Source organism: Nocardia sp. CC201C, from assembly GCF_030010695.1.
Lineage (GTDB): Bacteria > Actinomycetota > Actinomycetes > Mycobacteriales > Mycobacteriaceae > Nocardia > Nocardia otitidiscaviarum.
Map to the genome: position 1 here is coordinate 1 of NZ_JASCXP010000102.1, position 19,281 is coordinate 19,281.

19 protein-coding genes and 1 pseudogene are annotated in these 19,281 nt (G+C 68.7%); 12 read left to right on the forward strand and 8 right to left on the reverse strand.

The window, feature by feature from the left end; translation table 11 throughout:
• A pseudogene (locus QK444_RS13505) lies at positions 1-336 on the forward strand (hypothetical protein); the annotation flags it as partial.
• 16 nt (positions 337-352) lie between these two features.
• Here QK444_RS13505 and QK444_RS13510 read toward each other — a convergent pair.
• Positions 353-616, reverse strand: a complete 264-nt coding sequence (locus QK444_RS13510; protein WP_043599029.1) for a DUF2798 domain-containing protein — start codon at positions 614-616, stop codon at positions 353-355.
• A 196-nt stretch (positions 617-812) separates the two neighbouring features.
• A complete protein-coding gene (locus QK444_RS13515; RefSeq protein WP_282780253.1) occupies positions 813-1,799 on the reverse strand; it encodes a heme o synthase in 987 nt (328 codons plus the stop codon).
• A 374-nt stretch (positions 1,800-2,173) separates the two neighbouring features.
• Between QK444_RS13515 and tkt the strand changes: the two genes are divergently transcribed.
• The 6 genes from tkt to QK444_RS13545 all read left to right on the forward strand — a co-directional run bounded on the left by tkt (position 2,174) and on the right by QK444_RS13545 (position 9,545).
• Positions 2,174-4,318, forward strand: coding sequence for a transketolase (tkt, locus tag QK444_RS13520; protein ID WP_282780255.1), 2,145 nt, complete (start codon positions 2,174-2,176; stop codon positions 4,316-4,318).
• 5 nt (positions 4,319-4,323) lie between these two features.
• Positions 4,324-5,454 (forward strand): transaldolase, encoded by a 1,131-nt coding sequence (gene tal / locus QK444_RS13525; protein WP_282780257.1) that lies wholly within the window; start codon positions 4,324-4,326, stop codon positions 5,452-5,454.
• A 2-nt stretch (positions 5,455-5,456) separates the two neighbouring features.
• On the forward strand, positions 5,457-7,016 hold the full coding sequence (gene zwf / locus QK444_RS13530; protein ID WP_282780259.1) for a glucose-6-phosphate dehydrogenase: 1,560 nt from the start codon (positions 5,457-5,459) through the stop codon (positions 7,014-7,016).
• Complete coding sequence (gene opcA, locus QK444_RS13535) at positions 7,013-7,921, forward strand: glucose-6-phosphate dehydrogenase assembly protein OpcA (RefSeq protein ID WP_282780261.1); 909 nt, start codon at positions 7,013-7,015, stop codon at positions 7,919-7,921. The genes zwf and opcA overlap by 4 nt, the downstream gene beginning before the upstream one ends.
• A complete protein-coding gene (gene pgl / locus QK444_RS13540) occupies positions 7,914-8,648 on the forward strand; it encodes a 6-phosphogluconolactonase (protein WP_282780263.1) in 735 nt (244 codons plus the stop codon). Before opcA ends, pgl begins: the two co-directional genes overlap by 8 nt.
• Before the next feature lie 438 nt (positions 8,649-9,086).
• Positions 9,087-9,545 carry an SRPBCC family protein gene (locus QK444_RS13545; protein WP_282780265.1) on the forward strand — a complete coding sequence of 153 codons (459 nt, stop codon included), beginning with the start codon at positions 9,087-9,089 and terminating at the stop codon, positions 9,543-9,545.
• 11 nt (positions 9,546-9,556) lie between these two features.
• Here QK444_RS13545 and QK444_RS13550 read toward each other — a convergent pair whose 3' ends face one another.
• The 3 genes from QK444_RS13550 to QK444_RS13560 are packed head-to-tail and all read right to left on the reverse strand — an operon-like array spanning position 9,557 to position 11,769.
• Entirely contained in the window at positions 9,557-9,949 is a 393-nt protein-coding gene (locus QK444_RS13550) for a VOC family protein (RefSeq protein ID WP_039814916.1), read from the reverse strand.
• Entirely contained in the window at positions 9,930-10,706 is a 777-nt protein-coding gene (locus QK444_RS13555) for an ArsR family transcriptional regulator (protein ID WP_282780268.1), read from the reverse strand. Before QK444_RS13555 ends, QK444_RS13550 begins: the two co-directional genes overlap by 20 nt.
• A gap of 58 nt (positions 10,707-10,764) precedes the next feature.
• Positions 10,765-11,769, reverse strand: a complete 1,005-nt coding sequence (locus QK444_RS13560; RefSeq protein ID WP_282780270.1) for a superoxide dismutase — start codon at positions 11,767-11,769, stop codon at positions 10,765-10,767.
• Positions 11,770-11,890: 121 nt separating this feature from the next.
• Between QK444_RS13560 and QK444_RS13565 the strand changes: the two genes are divergently transcribed.
• Both QK444_RS13565 and QK444_RS13570 read left to right on the forward strand, forming a co-directional pair.
• Positions 11,891-12,352: a MarR family transcriptional regulator gene (locus QK444_RS13565; RefSeq protein WP_282780272.1), complete on the forward strand. Its 462-nt coding sequence runs from the start codon at positions 11,891-11,893 to the stop codon at positions 12,350-12,352.
• A 57-nt stretch (positions 12,353-12,409) separates the two neighbouring features.
• Positions 12,410-12,697: a YsnF/AvaK domain-containing protein gene (locus QK444_RS13570; protein ID WP_282780274.1), complete on the forward strand. Its 288-nt coding sequence runs from the start codon at positions 12,410-12,412 to the stop codon at positions 12,695-12,697.
• Positions 12,698-12,787: 90 nt separating this feature from the next.
• Here the strand turns inward: QK444_RS13570 and QK444_RS13575 are convergent, their stop codons facing one another.
• Positions 12,788-13,456 carry a YoaK family protein gene (locus tag QK444_RS13575; RefSeq protein WP_282780276.1) on the reverse strand — a complete coding sequence of 223 codons (669 nt, stop codon included), beginning with the start codon at positions 13,454-13,456 and terminating at the stop codon, positions 12,788-12,790.
• Between the two features lie 272 nt (positions 13,457-13,728).
• Positions 13,729-14,721, reverse strand: coding sequence for an alpha/beta hydrolase (locus tag QK444_RS13580; RefSeq protein ID WP_282780278.1), 993 nt, complete (start codon positions 14,719-14,721; stop codon positions 13,729-13,731).
• Between the two features lie 54 nt (positions 14,722-14,775).
• Between QK444_RS13580 and QK444_RS13585 the strand changes: the two genes are divergently transcribed.
• Genes QK444_RS13585 through fadD8 form a run of 3 tightly spaced genes read left to right on the forward strand, consistent with a single transcriptional unit; the run spans position 14,776 to position 18,497 of the window.
• Positions 14,776-15,624, forward strand: coding sequence for an SDR family NAD(P)-dependent oxidoreductase (locus tag QK444_RS13585; RefSeq protein ID WP_282780280.1), 849 nt, complete (start codon positions 14,776-14,778; stop codon positions 15,622-15,624).
• Between the two features lie 48 nt (positions 15,625-15,672).
• Positions 15,673-16,866, forward strand: coding sequence for a beta-ketoacyl synthase N-terminal-like domain-containing protein (locus QK444_RS13590; protein ID WP_282780282.1), 1,194 nt, complete (start codon positions 15,673-15,675; stop codon positions 16,864-16,866).
• 23 nt (positions 16,867-16,889) lie between these two features.
• Entirely contained in the window at positions 16,890-18,497 is a 1,608-nt protein-coding gene (gene fadD8, locus QK444_RS13595) for a fatty-acid--CoA ligase FadD8 (RefSeq protein WP_282780284.1), read from the forward strand.
• Positions 18,498-18,518: 21 nt separating this feature from the next.
• Here fadD8 and QK444_RS13600 read toward each other — a convergent pair whose 3' ends face one another.
• A complete protein-coding gene (locus QK444_RS13600) occupies positions 18,519-19,205 on the reverse strand; it encodes a DUF1361 domain-containing protein (protein WP_282780287.1) in 687 nt (228 codons plus the stop codon).
• Positions 19,206-19,281: the final 76 nt, after the last annotated feature.

The following is a 19,281-nucleotide window of genomic DNA, read 5'->3' on the forward strand; positions in this document are numbered from 1 at the left end:
CCGGTGGGCGCGCAGGGCGCGCGTTCCGGGGAGCCCGGTCGCACACCCTCCGGTCCCCCGCCCTCGGGCCAGGGCTTCCCGCTGTGGGAGACCTCGCAGCCCACGGCATCGCGCCGACGCCGACGAGACCTCCCCACGGTGGCCGCCCTGGTCCTGGTCTTCCTGATCCTGTCCGTGGCCGTCATGTGCACGGGCAGCATCGGCAGCAGCACCGGCGAGGACCGCACCCCCGAACGGACGACCACGGTCCGCACCACCACCCCGACCAGCACCGATCCGACCATCCCGGCGACCACCGTCGGACCGGCCTGCTTCCCGTTCCAGCCCGGCTGCTGACAGCGCGACCGCGCTGTCAGCCCATATGCACCACGGCGGCCGTGACGCGGCGGACCAGTGGTAGCACCAGCAGCAGCGTAGGGAAGGCGATCAACCACGACACGCCCCAGGCGCGCAGCCAGATGCCGAGGAAACCGGCGTCGAAGCCGCGGCCGTTCACGGTGCTGATGAACGACACCACCAGCGTCATCAGGATCGACAGCAGAAGCGGCAAGACGAGCGACGCGTAGCGTGCGGGGAGTTTGCGGGATGTGGTGTGCGATGCCGAAGAATTCATCATGTCCTCCGAAAGCGTAGGAATACCAATAGCGGTCGCTCCGCATGGGACGGAGCGGGTGCGTTGATTGGCGTTAACGCTTACGGCGATGAGGATCGCGTCGTGATAGTAGAACAGGGCGCGGCGGCGGGGCAATTCCGACCGGGAACGAGACGAGCCCGCCGCTCGCGCGACGGGCTCGGGACGTTCGGAATCCGGCTCAGCCGAACAGGGTCTCACCGAGGGTGGTCCACCCCAGTACCGAGTCCACCGCCAGCCCGCAGAACACCACGGCCAGATAGTTGTTGGACTGCAGGAACAGTCGCAGCGGTTTGACCGATTCCCCGCGCCGCACACCGGAATACAGCTGATGCGCCATGAGCAGGAACCACGCGCCCGCCACCAGCGCGGTCGCGGCGTAGATCACACCGGCGGCGGGCGCCAGCGCGAAGGTGGCCAGCACCGTGAGCCAGGTGTAGACGACGATCTGCTTGGTGACCGCCTGCTCGGTGGCCACCACCGGCAGCATCGGCACCCCGGCCGCCCGGTAGTCCTCCTTGTAGCGCATGGCCAGCGCCCAGGTGTGCGGCGGCGTCCAGAAGAAGATCACCGCGAACAGCACGATGGCGGGCCAGCCGACATTGCCGGTGACCGCCGACCAGCCGACCAGGGCGGGCATGCACCCGGCCGCGCCGCCCCACACCACGTTCTGCGAGGTGCGGCGCTTGAGGCCGAGGGTGTAGACGAAGACGTAGAACAGGATCGTCGCCACCACCAGCGCGCCGCTGAGCAGGTTCGCCTGCCACCACAACCAGGCGAAGGACGCCAGCCCCAGCGTGATGCCGAAGATCGCGGCATTGCGGGTGGGTACCGCCTCGCGCGCCAGTGGCCGCTTGGAGGTCCGCTTCATCACCTTGTCGATATCGGCGTCGGCGACGCAGTTCAGCGTGTTCGCGCTCGCCGCACCCATCCAGCCACCGAACAGCGTGGCCAGAATGAGGCGGATGTCGACGTGACCGCGGTCGGCCAGCAGCATGGTGGGAATGGTGGCGACGAGCAGCAGCTCGATCACGCGCGGCTTGGTCAGCGCGATATAGGCGAGTACACGCCGCGCCGCCGCCGACAGCGGGCCACTGCCCGTCACGCGGTCGGCCAGCACCGTGCCGGAGGAGCCGTGCGCCCCACCCGGTTGTTGCCCAATCCGCACTGTTTCTCCTCGCACAACGTGCATGTTGATCCGGTCGTGGAACTAGCAGCGCGCTCGAACATCGACGACGACTGGAGCCCAGTGCGGCGCGGCCACTACTACACAGCATGGTAGACCGTGGGCGACAGCACTCTCGCCCAGGTATGGGCGTGGGTTGCCCGAGACCGCATCGCGACTCGGGTTCCGAGCGGTCACGAACGGGTCCGCGCGAAGCAACGAACATACGACACGGCGGCCGGTGAACGCGGGTTCTTGTACGGCGCCGAAACGGTCACCCTTAGGGTGGTGGGTGTCGGTGCGGAGCTTCGCACCGCAGCACCCCGCAGCGAACCCACAACCGCATCGTTGACGAAAAGGTCAGGAGAACCTCGGTCGTGTCAGTCACAGACGACATCCGCGCCCTCACCCAGCCCCGCCACCCCGCCGACTGGACCGACGTCGACACCAGGGCCGTCGACACCGCCCGGGTCCTCGCCGCCGACGCGGTGCAGAACGCGGGCAACGGCCACCCCGGCACCGCGATGAGCCTCGCCCCGCTGGCGTACACGCTGTTCCAGCGTGTGATGCGGCACGATCCGAGCGATCCGAAGTGGGTGGGGCGCGACCGTTTCGTCCTGTCCTGCGGACACTCCAGCCTGACCCTCTACATCCAGCTGTACCTGGCCGGTTTCGGCCTGGAGCTGGACGATCTGGTCAACCTGCGCAAGTGGGGTTCGCTCACCCCGGGCCACCCGGAGTACCGGCACACCGACGGTGTCGAGATCACCACCGGCCCGCTCGGCCAGGGCCTGGCCTCCGCGGTGGGCATGGCGATGGCGGCCCGACGCGAGCGCGGCCTGTTCGATCCGTCCGCCGCGCAGGGTGAGAGCGCGTTCGACCACTACATCTACGTGGTGGCCTCGGACGGCGACATGGAAGAGGGCGTCACCTCCGAGGCGTCCTCGCTCGCCGGCACCCAGCAGCTGGGCAACCTCGTCGTCTTCTACGACGACAACCGCATCTCCATCGAGGACGACACCCGGATCGCCTTCACCGAGGATGTCGCCGCGCGCTACCGCGCCTACGGCTGGGACGTGCAGGTGGTCGAGGGCGGCGAGGATGTGGTCGCCCTCGAGGCGGCGGTGGCGCACGCCCAGAGCGTGACCGACAAGCCGTCGATCATCCTGCTGCGCACCATCATCGGCTACCCGGCCCCCAACAAGATGAACACCGGCGCTTCGCACGGCGCGGCGCTGGGCGCGGACGAGGTCGCGGCCACCAAGAAGGTGCTCGGCTTCGATCCGGACAAGACCTTCGACGTCGACGCCGCCGTGATCGCGCACACCCGCGGCAATGCCGCCGACCGCGCCAAGAAGGCCAAGGCCGCCTGGCAGGAGCGGTTCGACGCCTGGGCCGCCGCCAACCCCGAGAACAAGGAGCTGTTCGACCGGCTCCAGGAGCGTCGCCTGCCCGCGGGCTGGACCGACGTGCTGCCGGTGCACGCGCCCGATCCGAGCGGTATGGCCACTCGCAAGGCGTCCGGCAAGGTCCTCGCGGCGCTCGCGCCGGTGCTGCCGGAGCTGTGGGGCGGTTCGGCCGACCTCGCCGAATCCAACAACACGACGATGCCGGATGTGCCGTCCTTCGGCCCGGAGTCCATCTCCACCGGGATGTGGAAGGCCGATCCGTACGGCCGCACCCTGCACTTCGGGGTGCGCGAGCACGCTATGGGCTCGATCCTGAACGGCATCGCGTTGCACGGACCGACCCGCCCGTACGGCGGCACCTTCCTGGTGTTCTCCGACTACATGCGGCCCGCCGTGCGCCTGGGCGCGCTCATGCGCACCCCGGTCACCTACGTGTGGACCCACGACTCCATCGGCCTCGGCGAGGACGGCCCCACCCACCAGCCGATCGAGCACCTGGCCGCGCTGCGCGCCATTCCGGGCCTGAACGTGGTGCGCCCGGGTGACGCCAACGAGACCACCTACGCCTGGCGCACCATCCTGGAACGCGACTCCGCCGAGCGGGATTCGCACTTCCTGGTGTCCGAGCCCGCGCACCAGGACGGCCCGTCCGCGCTGGCGCTCACCCGCCAGAACCTGCCGGTCCTGGAGGGCACCTCCTACGAGGGCGTCGCCAAGGGCGGTTACATCCTGGCCGAATCCTCCACCGGTACACCGCAGGTGATCCTCATCGCCACCGGTTCGGAGCTGCACCTCGCGGTCGAGGCGCGCACTACGCTGGAGGCGCAGGGCATCGGCACCCGCGTGGTGTCCATGCCGTGCGTGGAGTGGTTCGACGCGCAGGATCAGGCGTACCGGGACTCCGTGCTGCCGCCCTCGGTGCGCGCGCGGGTGGTCGTGGAGGCCGGGATCGCGATGCCGTGGTACCGCTTCGTCGGCGAGGCCGGGGAGATCGTCTCCATCGAGCACTTCGGCGCGTCGGCCGACTACAAGACACTGTTCCGCGAGTTCGGCATCACACCCGAGGCCGTAGTCGCGGCCGCAACCCGTTCCCTCGACACGGTGAAGGGATAGCCACCATGACTCAGAACCCGAACACCGCGGCGCTGTATGCCGCGGGTGTCTCGGTGTGGCTCGACGATCTGTCGCGCGACCGCATCCAGTCCGGCAATCTCGCCGAGCTGATCGCGACCCGCAGCGTCGTCGGCGTCACCACCAACCCGACCATCTTCCAGGGCGCGCTCAGCAAGGGCCACTCCTACGACGCCCAGGTGCGCGAGCTCGCCGCCCAGCGCGCGGACGCCGATCAGGCCGTGCGCGTCATCACCACCGACGACGTGCGCGCCGCCTGCGATGTGCTCGCCGATGTGTACGAGCAGACCGGCGGACTCGACGGCCGCGTCTCCATCGAGGTCGACCCGCGGCTGGCCTTCGACACCGACGGCACCGTGGCGCAGGCCGTGGAGCTGTGGAAGATCGTGGACCGGCCCAATCTGTTCATCAAGATTCCGGCCACCGAAGCGGGGCTGCCCGCCATCACCCGGGTGATCGGCGAGGGCATCAGCGTGAACGTCACCCTCATCTTCTCGGTGGCGCGCTACAAGTCCGTCATGGGCGCGTACCTCGACGGTCTGCGCAATGCCCAGGTGCAGGGCCGGGATCTGGCCAAGATCCAGTCGGTCGCGTCGTTCTTCGTCTCCCGCGTGGACACCGAGATCGACAAGCGGCTGGAGGCCATCGGCACCCCGGAGGCCCTCGCCCTGCGCGGCAAGGCGGGAATCGCCAACGCGCGCTTGGCCTATGCCGCCTACCAGGACGTGTTCGACGGCGGTAAGCACACCTCGACCTACAACCATCTGGCCTCGGCGGGCGCGAACAAGCAGCGCGCGCTGTGGGCGTCGACCGGGGTGAAGAACCCGGAATACTCCGACACCATGTACGTCACCGAACTGGTGGCCCCGAACACGGTGAACACGTTGCCGGAGAAGACCCTCGAGGCCGTGGCCGACCACGCGGAGATCCGGGGCGACACCGTCTCCGGCACCGCCGCCGACGCGGCGCAGGTCTTCGACGAGCTCGCGGCCGTGGGCATCGATCTCGACGACGTGTTCCGGGTGCTGGAGACCGAGGGCGTGGACAAATTCGTCACCTCCTGGAACGAATTGCTCACGGCCACCACGGAACAATTGACGGCGGCCGGGGGCAACTGACCGTGACCGGCGCGCCGACGACGGTCACGACGGGGAATCCGCTCCGCGACGAGCGGGACAGCCGGGTTCCCCGGATCGCTGGACCGTGCAGCATGGTGATCTTCGGGGTGACCGGTGACCTGTCGCGGCGCAAGTTGCTGCCGGCCATCTACGACCTGGCGAACCGGGGGCTGCTGCCGCCCGGTTTCGCCCTGGTCGGGTTCGCCCGACGGGATATGAGCGACGACGAGTTCGCCGATCTGGTCCACGAGTCGATCAAATCCTCCGCCCGCACCACCTTCCGGGAGGAAGTGTGGCAACAGCTGCGCGAGGGATTGCGTTTCGTCCAGGGCACTTTCGAGGACGACGGGGCCTTCCACCGGATGGCCACCACCCTCAAGGATCTCGACCGCGATCGCGGCACCGGCGGCAATCACGCCTTCTACCTCGCGATTCCGCCGACCGAGTTCCCCGTCGTGCTGGATCAGCTGTCGAAGAACGGGCTGGCCCAACCGGCCCCGGGTGCGGGCGATCCCGCGCCGTGGCGACGAGTGGTGATCGAGAAGCCGTTCGGACACGACCTGGACAGCGCACAGGATCTCAATGCCCTGGTGAATCGGGTGTTCCCGGAGCAGACGGTCTTCCGCATCGACCACTACCTCGGCAAGGAGACGGTGCAGAACATCCTGGCGCTGCGCTTCGCGAACCAGCTGTTCGATCCGATCTGGAACGCCAACTACGTCGACCATGTGCAGATCACCATGGCCGAGGACATCGGATTGGGCGGGCGCGCCGGGTATTACGACGGTATCGGGGCGGCACGCGACGTCATCCAGAACCATCTGTTGCAACTGCTGGCGCTCACCGCCATGGAGGAACCGGTGAGCTTCCAGCCCAAGCAGCTGCAGATCGAGAAGATCAAGGTGCTCTCGGCGACCAAACTCGTCGAACCCCTGGACGAGACGACCGCGCGCGGGCAGTACACGGCGGGCTGGCAGGGCAGTGAGCCCGTGGCCGGACTGCTGCAGGAGGAGGGCTTCGACCCCGACTCCACCACCGAGACCTACGCCGCCATCACCCTCGCCGTGGAGACGCGCCGCTGGGCCGGTGTGCCGTTCTATCTGCGCACCGGAAAACGCCTGGGCCGCAGGGTGACCGAGATCGCCGTGGTGTTCAAACGGGCTCCGCACCTGCCCTTCGACCAGACCATGACCGAGGAGCTCGGCCAGAACGCGCTGGTCATCCGGGTGCAGCCGGATGAGGGCATCACCATGCGGTTCGGGTCCAAGGTGCCCGGCTCCAGCATGGAGGTCCGGGACGTGAACATGGACTTCTCCTACGGCGAGGCGTTCACCGAGGACTCCCCCGAGGCGTACGAGCGGCTCATCCTCGACGTGCTGCTCGGGGTGCCGTCGCTGTTCCCGGTCAACGAGGAGGTCGAATTGTCCTGGCGCATCCTCGATCCCGTCCTCGAACGCTGGGCGGCCGACGGGCGACCCGAACCGTACGAGGCGGGCACCTGGGGTCCGGAATCAGCCGACGAGATGCTCGCGCGCAGCGGGCGGGAATGGCGGCGGCCGTGATCATCGACATGCCGGATACGGATACCCGCGAGGTATCCAAGCGCCTCATCTCGCTGCGCGAGGCCAATGGCGTGATCACCGTGGGCCGGGTGCTCACCCTGGTGGTGTGCACCCTGGACAGCTCCGAGGCCGAGGACGCCATCGAGGCCGCCAACGACGCCAGCCGCGAACATCCCTGCCGCGTCATCGTGCTGGCGCGCGGGGATCGCACCGCGGCGACCCGGCTGGACGCGCAGATCCGGGTCGGCGGTGACGCGGGCGCGGCCGAGGTGATAGTGCTGCGGTTGCAGGGCGATCTGGTCTCCCACGAGGCCAGCGTGGTCACCCCGTTCCTGCTGCCGGACACCCCGGTGGTGGCGTGGTGGCCGCGCGGCGCACCGGAGTTCCCGTCCAAGGACGCGGTGGGCCGCCTGGCGACCCGCCGCATCACCGACGCCACCTTCGCGCCGGATCCACAGGCCACGATCAAAAAGCGGCGCAACGCCTACGCGCCCGGCGATACCGATCTGGCGTGGAGCCGGGTCACCTACTGGCGGGCGCTGCTGGCCGCCGCGCTCGACGAGGCCCCATTCGAACCCGTGGAGTCCGTGACCGTGTCGGGTCTGCGTGACGAACCGGCCCTGGACATGCTGGCGGGCTGGTTGGCCGCGCGGCTGTCCTGCCCGGTGCTGCGCCGGTCCGGTGATCTGAAGGTCGAGATCCGCAGGCCCACGGTGTCGATCGCGATCTCGCGACCGCAGGAGGGTCGGACCGCGACCCTGGCCCGCACCGGGGAGCCGTCGCAGCGCTTCGCACTGGCGCGCCGGGAGACCCGGGACTGTCTGGCGGAGGAGCTGCGGCATCTGGAAGCCGACGACATCTACGCCGAAGCCCTCACCGGCATCGAAAGGGTGACCTATGAGTAAGCCCGCCGTCGAAACCTTCACCGGCACCGAGGATCTGGTCGAGGCCGCCGCCGCGCGGTTCGTCGCCCAGGTGGTCGAGGCCCAGCGGCTGCGCGGGTCGGCATCGGTGGTGCTGACCGGCGGCGGCACCGGCATCGGCCTGCTCGAGGTGGTGCGGCGGGCCCCCGGGGAGATCGACTGGTCGCGCATCGACATCTTCTGGGGTGATGAACGATTCCTGCCCGCCGACGATCCGGAACGCAATGATCTGCAAGCCCGGCGGGCGCTGCTGGACCATGTTCCGGTGGACCCCTCCCGCGTGTACCCGGTGGCCACATCCGACAGCGAGTACCCGGACCCGCTCGAGGCGGCGGCGGCGTACCTGCGCACCGTGCGCAGCCATCTCGGCGACAACGGCTTCTTCGACCTGCACCTGCTCGGCATGGGCGGCGAGGGCCATGTCAATTCCCTGTTCCCGCATACCGATGCGGTTCGCGAAGAACACGAACTCGTCGTGGCGGTGACGGATTCGCCGAAGCCGCCGCCGGTGCGGGTGACGCTGACGCTGCCCGCCGTGCGGCAGTCCCGCCACGTGGTGCTGGTGGTCTCCGGCGAGGCCAAGGCCGCCGCGGTGGCCGCCGCCCTCAATGGCGCGTCACCCCTGGACGTCCCGTCCGCCGGTGCGGTCGGAGCGGAGTCCACCACCTGGCTGCTCGACGAGTCGGCCGCCGCCGACCTGCCGCGCTGATCGCATCCGGCTGATCCAGGGCGGTGCGGGTTGCCGCCCACTCTTGCCCGGACCACTCTGCGGGCGTTGGCATTCCACTCGGCGGGCGATCGGCGGACGGCGATGCCGTTGGCGGTGTCGATCGGGGCCGTGAATGTCGCTAGGGGTCTCGCCACACATGCCCTACGTTCACGCCTGCCCTACCGTCGCGCCTGCCGTGCCGCTGCACCAGGTGGGTCGCCGCATCGGGCGAGGGCCGCTTACGCCCAACGCGTGACGCGGCGCTGACGAGAGATCAGCCGCGCGACAACCGAGCTGACGGCAGACGCTCGGCCCGCTGGTCGTCGCACCGGTGCTCGGGAGCGGGTACACCGCGGCCTTCGGTATCGCCACCGCCGTCCTGCTCGCCGCCGCGGTGGCGGCATTGGTTGTACACCGGTCATATGCTTCGATCGAGGCATGACGGACAGCATTGATGTCGCACGGGTCGTGAGCGCCAGCCGGGAAGTCGCCGCCAACGCGGAGCGGATCTTCGACCTCATCGCCGATCCGGCACAGCAGCCGCGCTGGGACGGCAACGAGAATCTCGATCGCGCACCGGACGGGCAGCGCGTGCGCGCGGCGGGTGCGGTGTTCACGATGACGCTCACCAACGGCCATGTCCGCGAGAACCACATCGTCGAGTTCGAGGAGGGCCGCCGCATCGCCTGGCTGCCCTCGGAACCCGGCAAAGACTCCCCCGGCCACCTGTGGCGCTGGGAACTGGAGCCCCTGGGCGACAACCGGACTCGGGTCACCCACACCTACGACTGGTCGAACCTGACCGACGAGAAGCGCCTCCCCCGAGCCCGTGCGACGACCCCGGACAAGCTACTGGCCTCCATCGACCGTCTGGCCGCCCTCGCCGAAAGCGAGTAGCTCCGCGCGGGTCAGCCTGCCGCCGGTTGGAAGAGTTCGACGACATTACCCGCCGGATCGAGCAGCAGGATCTGTTGTCCGCCGGGGCCTTTCACGATGTCGTTGCGGAACGGCACCCCGGCGGCACGCAGTCGCTCGACCTCGGCGGCGATATCGTCGACGATGAGCTGGACGCGGTTCCATCCACCCGGGTGCGGGACCTCGCCGTCGGGCATGGGGCGGCCGGCGGAACTCTTCGGCCCGGAGAGCAGCAGTCGCAGTGGGCCACGGCTGATTCCGGCGAAAACCGGGGCGGCGTCGAGATCGACGCTGAAGCCGAAGTTGTCGGTGTAGAAGGCGAGCGCGGCGGCGACATCGTCGACCATATAGCGGACGCTGATCTGGTCAGTTGCGGTGTTCGACATAATCGACACTCCTGGGAGTGAATGTGGGTCTGATAGCGGTCGACAGGAATCGGATACGGGTGTCGAGTTCAGCCGCGACACGGCAGAACTCGGCGTATTCGGCCTGCGGAGTGGACCCGGCGGCCGCCGGGTCCGGCATGCTCCAGTGCATGCTGACGGCCGACCCGTGGTCACGGGGTACCTCACGGACCTTGTCGCATAACGTGATCACGTAGTCGAAGTGGCGGTCGGCGACGGCCGACAGTCCCATGGTGCCGTGACCGCCGAGGTCGATGCCGTACCGCTCCCGCATGACGCGCACGGTGTTCGGATGCAGTGCGGGCTTGGGATGACTGCCCGCACTGGCCACCTCGAGGGCACCGCCACCCCGCCGGCGCAACAGCGCCTCCGCCATCGGCGAGCGGGCACTGTTTCCGGTGCACAGGAACAGCACCGCGCCGGACGGCTCCCCGGCGGCGTCGACGGTGGGAGCCAGGGCGGGATGCAGCGCCGCCGATGCCGCGGCGAAGGCCGTGCCGCAGCGGTCCAGGTCGAGGTGGTAGTAGCTGTCGCGGCCGTCGAAACTGCTGCGCCGCACCGTCACCAGACCGGCCGAGCGCAGCAGTCGCAAATGGTAGGAGACCAGATTCTGCGGCTCCCCGGTCGCGGTGACCAGTTCCCGCACGCGCCGGTCACTGCCCGCCAACTCGGTGAGCAGCGCCCAGCGCAACGGGTGCGAGGCCATCCGCATGAGGAGCGGGACCCGATCGACCACCATGCCTCGAAAATACATCAAACCAGTTTGATGCACTAGGGGTGAGCGGGTCCAATCCCCCTCAGATACGTACAGCGACAATCCGGAAAGGCGTCGTGGGCGTTCCCGGGGCCATCGGCCCGCCCTTGTCGAACTGGGAGGCCACGACCAGCGTTCGATCTCCCACACGCACCAGAGTCGTCGGGATGGCGAGGGATTCGTCGGTGAACCGCTCGGTGCGGGTGGCGGTGGTGTAGTCGTCGGACATGGTCCAGCGGCTCAGCGTGTTGGTGGTGTTGTGGGCGACCCGCAGCGTGTGATCCACCAGGTCCAGGCCGTCACCGTGCGCCACGTCGCCACCGTTCAGGACCACCTTGCGCACCGGCTCCGCCGCGTCGGGCGCGGTCGCGATGCGGTACAGATCCCCGCCGGTCATATCGACGATCAGCAGATACCGGCCCGTCGGATCGACCACGATGCCGTTGATGCCGAAGGCATCCTCCGGGAGTGGTTCGAGATGCGGCGCGAGATCGAATACCGGTGCGAGTTCGGCATTCCCGCCGGCGGCGACGTGCTCGGGGGTCACGCGGTAGACGACCGAGCGGATGCTGTCGGTCAGGTAGGCGGTGCCGTCGGGCGCGAAGTCGAGATCGTTGACGAAACGCGGCGCATCGCCCGGCACGTCGAAGCGCGCGACCAGTGCCCGGGTGGCGATGTCGTAGACGGCTACCCCGGCGGTGGAATCGGTGACCCACAGCCGACCGCGGTCGTCGACCTTCATGCCGTTGGCCGTGGCCCGGCCGTCGGTGCCGGCGGGCAGGAAGACCTCCGCCGCGGTCGCACCGGCGGCGGCCCGGTAGACCGCGCCATTGGCGTAGGAGCCGACGTAGGTGTCGCCGGTGCGGGCGTCGAGGGCGATGCCCTCGGGATAGGCGCGGTCATCCGGCAGCGTGTAGGCGGTGACGACCCGCGTCCCGGGATCGTTCGAGCTCGCGGCCGGTTCGTCGGACTGCCCGCAGGCGGTGAGGACGAGTGCCGCCGCCAGGGTCGCGATGGACGTCGGCATGCGACGAGGTGCGGTGAGCATGGGTTTCTCTTCTCGACAGCACGAATGAGTGACTACTCATCATTGAGCGGCTACGAATGTAGATTAGAGTTCTAATGATCGTCAAGACACTAATCATGGGACGACCGGATACCATGCGTGCATGACCGCCATGCCTGCCGCCGAGCGCATCGGCTCCTATGTCAAACGCGCCGAGCAGGCTCTCAACGCGGCCAAGAACGCCGCCCTCAAACCGGCCGGGGTGACGGTCGCGCAGTACGCCGCCCTGCTCTTCCTCACCGAGAATCCCGGCATCTCCGCCGCCGCCCTGGCCCGGCTGTGCGGCGTCACCCCGCCGACCATGAATACGATCCTCACCAACCTCCAGGACCGCGGGCTCATCGTGCGCACCCCGCACGCCTGGCATCGAAATGTCTTGGAAACCCGCCTGACCGAACAGGGCGAGCAGGTGATGCACGATGCCGACGCCCGCGCCGTCCGCGTCGAACGCGCCCTGGCCGAGGAGTTCAGCGCCGCCGAACGGCAAACCCTGCTGGACCTGCTCACCCGCTGCGCGGACCGCCTCGACACGATTCGTCCCGAACCCCAACCCGGGAAGCGCTGATCCATGGCGGGCGCACCCGTGCCCCCACCGTGTGATTGCCGTCGCGATGCATACGTGGTGACCGAGGAGCAGACCGTCACGGTGCCGACCACCCACGAGGAGGTCCGCATCGAACGTGAGCCGATCACCGATCCGCGCACCGCGGAACGCGTTGATATCGGCGAAGAGGAGCGCGAGGTCACCCTGCACGAGGACCGGCTGAGCGTCGACACCGAGGCCGTCCCGGTCGAGCGCGTCCGCTTGGCGGTCGACGAGGTCGAGGACAGCCAGACCGTCTCCGGGACCGTCCGCAAGGAGCGCTTCGACACCGAAGGCATCGAGGACGAATCGAACCGTGAACGATAGCGGCTCGGCCGCGCCCACCGGCCGCACGGCAGCCGCGGTGGCCGGTGGACTCGCGGGTTCGGCTATGTCGCTGCGGCTAGGTCACTTCGGCTAGGTCGTCGGTGTGGCGCGGACACCGCGCCAGACGAAGCCCACCGCCGCGACGATCAATGCCGCGGGCGCCATGAATGCCCACCACCCCGCCGCATTGCTCAGGGCCACAGCGCCACCCGCGCCGATCACCAGACCGGCGATGCGTGCCGACGACCACGGGTCCGCTTTCCCGGTCGTGGCGAGATCGCTACAGAAGCGAGTGAACGTGCTCGTCAGATAAGTGGTGGGCGAATTCGGATCGGCCGCCATCACCAGCGCGGACTGCATGCCCATGGCCAGCGCGGCCGGTACCAGCAGCGACGCCCGGCCGAGCCCGTCCCCGAAGGATGCGGCCAGTCCGGCGAGTACGCTCACCAGAACCGCTTCGGCGAGTAAACATTCGAGCACCCGGCGCGCACGGCGACCACGCTCGGCCCGACACCATCGGGCCGCCACCACGATGCCCGCCGCATAGCCGCCCAGCACGGTGAGTGGACCCGCGATATCCGTCCACGGGAGTGCCACGGCCACACCGAGCAGAACCAGGTTGCCGGTCAGCACGCTGGCGAATACCTTGCCCAGTTCGGTGAACACCAGCGCGTCCATGGCCCCGGCCCCGGCGCTGAGCAGCACCAGCGCGGTGACGCCGCCCGGAAAGCCGAGTCGGCTCCCCTGTTCGATTGCCATGCGGCCACCGTATCGGCGCATCGCCGACCTGCCCGGCAGGGACGAACGCGAGCCGCGTCACGCCTACCGGCAGGGCGTATCGAAGGGCGACGCCGTCGCCGAGTCACCGCGCCCCCGAGACGCGGAACGGCTCTTTCGGTCCAGCGGTACGCGAACGTCGCACACGGTCCAGCGGTACGCGAACGTCGCGCGGTCCAGCCGTACGCGAACGTCGCGCGGTCCAGCCGTACGCGAACGTCGCGCAGTCCAGCCGTACGCGAACGTCGCGCAGTCTAGCGGTACGCGGACGTCGTGGCCGGAGTCAGCCCGAGACCGCCGAGGCCGGTGAGCAGGAACTCGTTCACCGCGCCCGGATTCTCGAGCTGCACCAGATGTCCCGCACCGGGCACCTCCACCACCGCGCGCAGGTCCGGGACCGCGGCCCGCATGGTGGCCAGCGGATCGCGGCCACTGAAGCCCTCCATATCGGGATCGTGCTCGCCGTAGAGGAAATAGGCGGGCACGCTCACCGTCGCGTCGGCGAAGTCGGCGGTCAGTTCCCAGTTGCGGTCCAGATTGCGGTACCAGTTGAGGCCGCCGGTGAATCCGGTGCGCTCGAAATCGGCGGCGAGAGTGTCGAATTCCTCCTGGGTGAGCCAGGACCACGGCAGTGCGGGGGCATCCGGCAGTACGTCCAGGTAGCCGAGGCCGGGAGGATTCTTCCAGGTGTCGAGATAGTGGTAGGCGCCGCTGAGCGAGTAGTACACCCGGGCCAGGAATTCCCGTGGGCGGGCGGCGAGTTCGGCATCGGCCACACCCGGCTCCTGGAAGTACGACAGGTGCAGGAAGTGCCGCCGCGCGGCCTTGGTCCAGAACGCCGACGGCGGCTTGGGCGGGCGCGGGGCGAACGGATTGTTCAACACCATGACGCCGTCCACCCGCTCGGGGGCGCGCAACGCCAGCTCCCACACCAGCTGCGCCCCGAAATCCAGGCCGACGAAGACGGCCCGCTCGGCTCCGATGTCGTCGAGCAGCGCGAGCAGATCCCCGATGACGGCCGCGTTGGTGTACGCCTCGGGAGCGTCGGGAGCGTCGGTGCGACCATATCCGCGCAGGTCGGGGGCCAGTGCCCGGTAGCCCGCCGCGGCCAGCGCCTCGACCTGGTGGTGCCACACGAAACCGGTGTGCGGGAACCCGTGACAGAACACCACCGGGTGCCCCTGCCCCCGCTCGGTGACATGCATATCGATGCCGCTGGTCCGCACCGTGCGATGGCTGTTCTCCACTACCGCCTCCAACTTCTAGAACACGTTCTTATTTCAAGGTAGTGTCCAGCGGTTGTGAGCGAAATACCCAAGATTCTCGACGGCCGGGTCGCGGTGGTCACCGGCGCGAGTCGCGGTATCGGCAAGGGCATCGCCCTGGAGCTGGGCGCGGCGGGTGCGACCGTGTACGTCACCGGCCGCAGCACCACGGCCGGACAGCTGCCCGGAACCGTGCACGCCACCGCCGCCGAGATCACCGAGCTCGGCGGCGCGGGAGTGGCGGTGGTGTGCGATCACCACGACGACGCGGCGGTGGAACGGCTCTTCGCCCAGGTGCGCGCCGACCACGGGCGACTCGACGTGCTGGTGAACAATGTCTACAACTCGCCGTCGGCGGCGCGCTGGCTCGGACGCAAGTTCTGGGACGTGCCGCCGAAAGCCTGGGACGAGACCTTCGATATCGGGGTGCGATCCCATTACGTGGCAAGCGTTTTCGCCGCTCCCCTGCTCATCGAGGCGGGCGGACTGATCGTGAACGTGTCCTCGCCCGGCGCGCAGCGGCACATGCACAATGCCGTCTACGGCGTCGGCAAGAACGCCCTGGACCGGATGACCGCCGACTTCGCGCACGATCTCGCCGATACCGAGGTCACGGCGGTGTCCATCTGGCCCGGCATCGTGAATACCGAACTGCTGCAGATGGTTCCGGCCGACGAACACGGCCGTCGGGTGGTCACGCTGCCTGGTGAGGGCACCTTCGACCTCGACGCCGCCGAGTCGCCGCGCTTCCCGGGCCGTGCCGTGGTCGCACTGGCCGCCGATCCCGAACGCCGCAAGCGGACCGGAAAAGCCTGGCGGGTGGCCGATCTCGCGGACGAGTACGGATTCACCGATATCGACGGCCGTATTCCGCGCGCCGACTAGCGCACCGCACCAATTCGCAGCAGTTTTCCGACAGAAGGAGTGCCAAGTATGCGACGCGTATTCATCGTGGGTGTCGCCATGACGCCGTTCGTCAAGATCGGCTCCCGCGATTGGACCTATCCGGAGATGGTCGCGGAGGCGGTACGCGGGGCGCTCGGCGACGCGGGCATCGGCTACGACCGGATCCAGCGCGTCGCCGCCGGCTACGTCTTCCAGCCGTCCGCGGCCGGGCAGCGCGCCCTCTACGACATCGGACTCACCGGCATTCCGATGGTGAACGTCAACAACAACTGCGCCACCGGCTCCACCGCGCTCATGCTGGCCCGGGAATGGGTCGGCGCCGGCCTCGCCGACGTGGCGCTGGCAGTCGGGTTCGAGCAGATGACCAAGGAGGCCATGGCCGGGCCGGCCAGCAAGCCCAAGGCGACCACCGTGGACCACCACCTGGCCGTCATGCGCGGGCAGTTCGACTTCGGGAACGCACCCATCACCACGCAGTTCTTCGGCAATGCCGCCATCGAACACATGAAGCGGTACGGCACCACGCCCGAGCAGCTGGCGCGGGTGGCGGTGAAGAACCACGAACATTCGACCCGGAATCCGCTGGCGCAGTTCCAGAACGCGTACACCCTCGACGAGGTGCTGACCGACAAGCCGGTGCACGGACCGCTCACCCGCTCGCAGTGCTCCCCCATGTCCGACGGGGCGGCGGCCGCGGTGGTGGTGAGCGAGGAGTTCGTGCGGGAGCACGGACTCGAGGCGCAGGCCGTGGAGATCCTCGCCCAGGAACTGGCCACCGACGATTCCGCCGCTTTCGCCTCCGGATCGATGATCGATGTGGTGGGCTCGGGTATGACCCGTCGCGCCGCACAGCGGGTATTCGACAGCGCCGGAATCGACATCGGCGATGTCGACGTGATCGAACTGCACGACTGCTTCTCCATCAACGAACTCATCACCTATGAAGCCCTCGGACTCTGTGGCGAAGGCGAATCCGGTGCGCTGGCCGAATCCGGGGCCACCACCTACGGCGGCACCTGGGTGGTGAACCCCTCCGGCGGCCTCATCTCCAAGGGCCACCCGCTGGGGGCCACCGGACTCGCGCAGGCCACCGAATTGTCCTGGCAGCTGCGGGGTCTCGCCGGTGAGCGGCAGGTACCCGATGCTCGGATCGCCCTCGCCCACAACCTCGGACTCGGCGGTGCCACCGTCGTCACCCTCTACGCCGCGCCCAGCGCCTGACCGGAACGGGAGTTGAATTACCCATGACTGCCATCGATCCCGACACCCGCCTGCGGATGCCGGTGCACAACGGCCACAGCCTGCTCGCCGGACTGCGCCGCCACAAGCGCAATCCCGTTGTGACACTGGGCGATACCGTGCTCACCGGTGCGGACGTGCTGAACGCCATCAGCCGGTACGTGGCCGCGTTCGAAGCCAATGGCGTGAGCACCGGAACGCCGGTCGGCATTCTCGCGCTCAACCGTCCCGAGGTGCTGTTCACCATCGCGGCCGGGCAGGTCCGCGGGCAGCGGCGGACCGCGCTGCACCCCATCGGCGGACTCGACGATCACGCGTACGTCCTCGCCGACGCCGGCATCACCACCCTGATCCTGGATCCGGTACCCGCCTTCGTGCAGCGCGCCCGCGCACTGGTCGACCGGGTGCCGAACCTGACCAAGGTGCTCGTCCTCGGCCCCGTACCGGACGAGCTGGCCGATGTCGGCGTGGACTTCCTCGCCGAGGTGGAGAAGTTCGAACCCGAACCGATCGAGGCCACCGAACTGCGGCCCGACGATGTCATCTCGGTGAGCTACACCGGCGGCACCACCGGCAAACCCAAGGGCGTGGTCGGCACCGCGCTCACCATGGCCACCATGACGCAGATCCAGCTGTCGGAATGGGAGTGGCCGAAGCGTCCGAAATTCCTCATCTGCACGCCGCTCTCCCATGCGGGCGCGGCGTTCTTCGTGCCGGTGGTGCTGCTGGGCGGTGAATGCATCGTGCTGCCGCGCTTCGACGCCGGTGAGGTGCTGAAGGCCATCGAGGAGCACAAGATCAGCGCCACCATGCTGGTGCCGTCCATGATCTACGCGCTGCTCGACCACCCGGACTCGAAGACGCGGGATCTGTCGTCGCTGGAGACCGTCTACTACGGCGCGTCCGCCATCGATCCGAACCGGCTGACCCAGGCCATCGAGCGCTTCGGGCCGATCTTCGCGCAGTACTTCGGGCAGTCCGAGGCCCCCATGGCCATCAGCTACCTGGCCAAGGACGAGCACGACACGGCGCGGCTGAGCTCCTGCGGGCGGCCCTCGGTCGCGCTGCGCGTCGCTCTCATCGACGACAAGGGCGAGGTCGTGCCGCAGGGTGAGGTGGGCGAGATCTGCGTCTCCGGGCCGCTGCTGGCGGCCGGTTACCTGAACCTGCCCGAGGTGACGGCCGAGACGTTCAAGAACGGTTGGCTGCACACCGGCGACCTCGCCCGCGAGGACGAGGACGGCTTCCTGCACATCGTCGGACGCAGCAAGGATATGGTCGTGACCGGCGGGTTCAATGTGTTCCCGCGCGAGGTGGAGGACGTGGTGTCCGAGCATCCCGCCGTCCTCGATGTCGCGGTGGTGGGCGTGCCGGATCCGCAGTGGGGCGAGGCGGTGACCGCGGTCGTGGTGCTCGACGCGGCCACTGCCGCCGATGCCGCCGCGGTGGACACGGTGACCGCGCAGATCCAGGCCACGGTCAAGCAGCGCAAGGGTTCGGTGCAGGTGCCGAAGAATGTCGTGGTCATCGACAAGCTGCCGCTGACCGGGCTCGGCAAGCCTGACAAGAAGGCGGTACGGGTGATCGCCCAAGAGCGACTGGGCATTTCGTGATCGGCCCGGCCGCCTGACGTCCTAGGCGCGGCCGGTGGTCGGGCGCGCGGCCCCCAGTGTGCGCAGCGACAGCGCTCCCCTGCGCACACTGTCGGTCGCCGCCTCGACCACCGCACGAGTCACGAAGTGCCCCACCGCTGTTGCCACGAAGACGGCGGAAATGAGGAGCGGGGCCCATTCCCAGCCGAGCGCCAGCAGCATGCGTTCGAACGTGTCGCGCGGCTGCACCACCGGTTCCCACGAATTGAGCCGCACCCAGCGCCCCAGAAAGACGCCGACCGCGCACAGCAGATGCGTCAGCAGCGTCACCGGGGTCCGCCAGGCCCCGAGGCCGGACCGGTCCAGGAAGCGGTTCATCTCACCGAGCACCAGGTAGTAGGCCACGAACCCGGAGGCGATGAAGGCCGCGTACACCGGCAGCACGGTGGTCACGACCGGCCCGTCCCCCGCCCACCGGATGTCATCGCGCAAATGCACCAGATCGGTCACCACGTACGGCGCGTTCGGCAGGAACAGCAGCAACAGCAGCGCTCCCGCCCACCACACCGGCGACACCGGCAGCCGCCGCTCCCGCGGTTTCGCCATCCGGAACACCAGCAGCGCCAAACCCACCGGGATCCAAGCCAATACCGTATTCCACCCCATCCAGAGCAGGTTCCGGTGCAGCACCCCTGTCAGGCTGGGCCCGACCGCATCGACGACATCCATGCGCTCATCTTGCCCCCGGATCGGCCCGATAGGCCGCCGCTCTCAGAGACCCCACAGCATCTACACACAACCACCA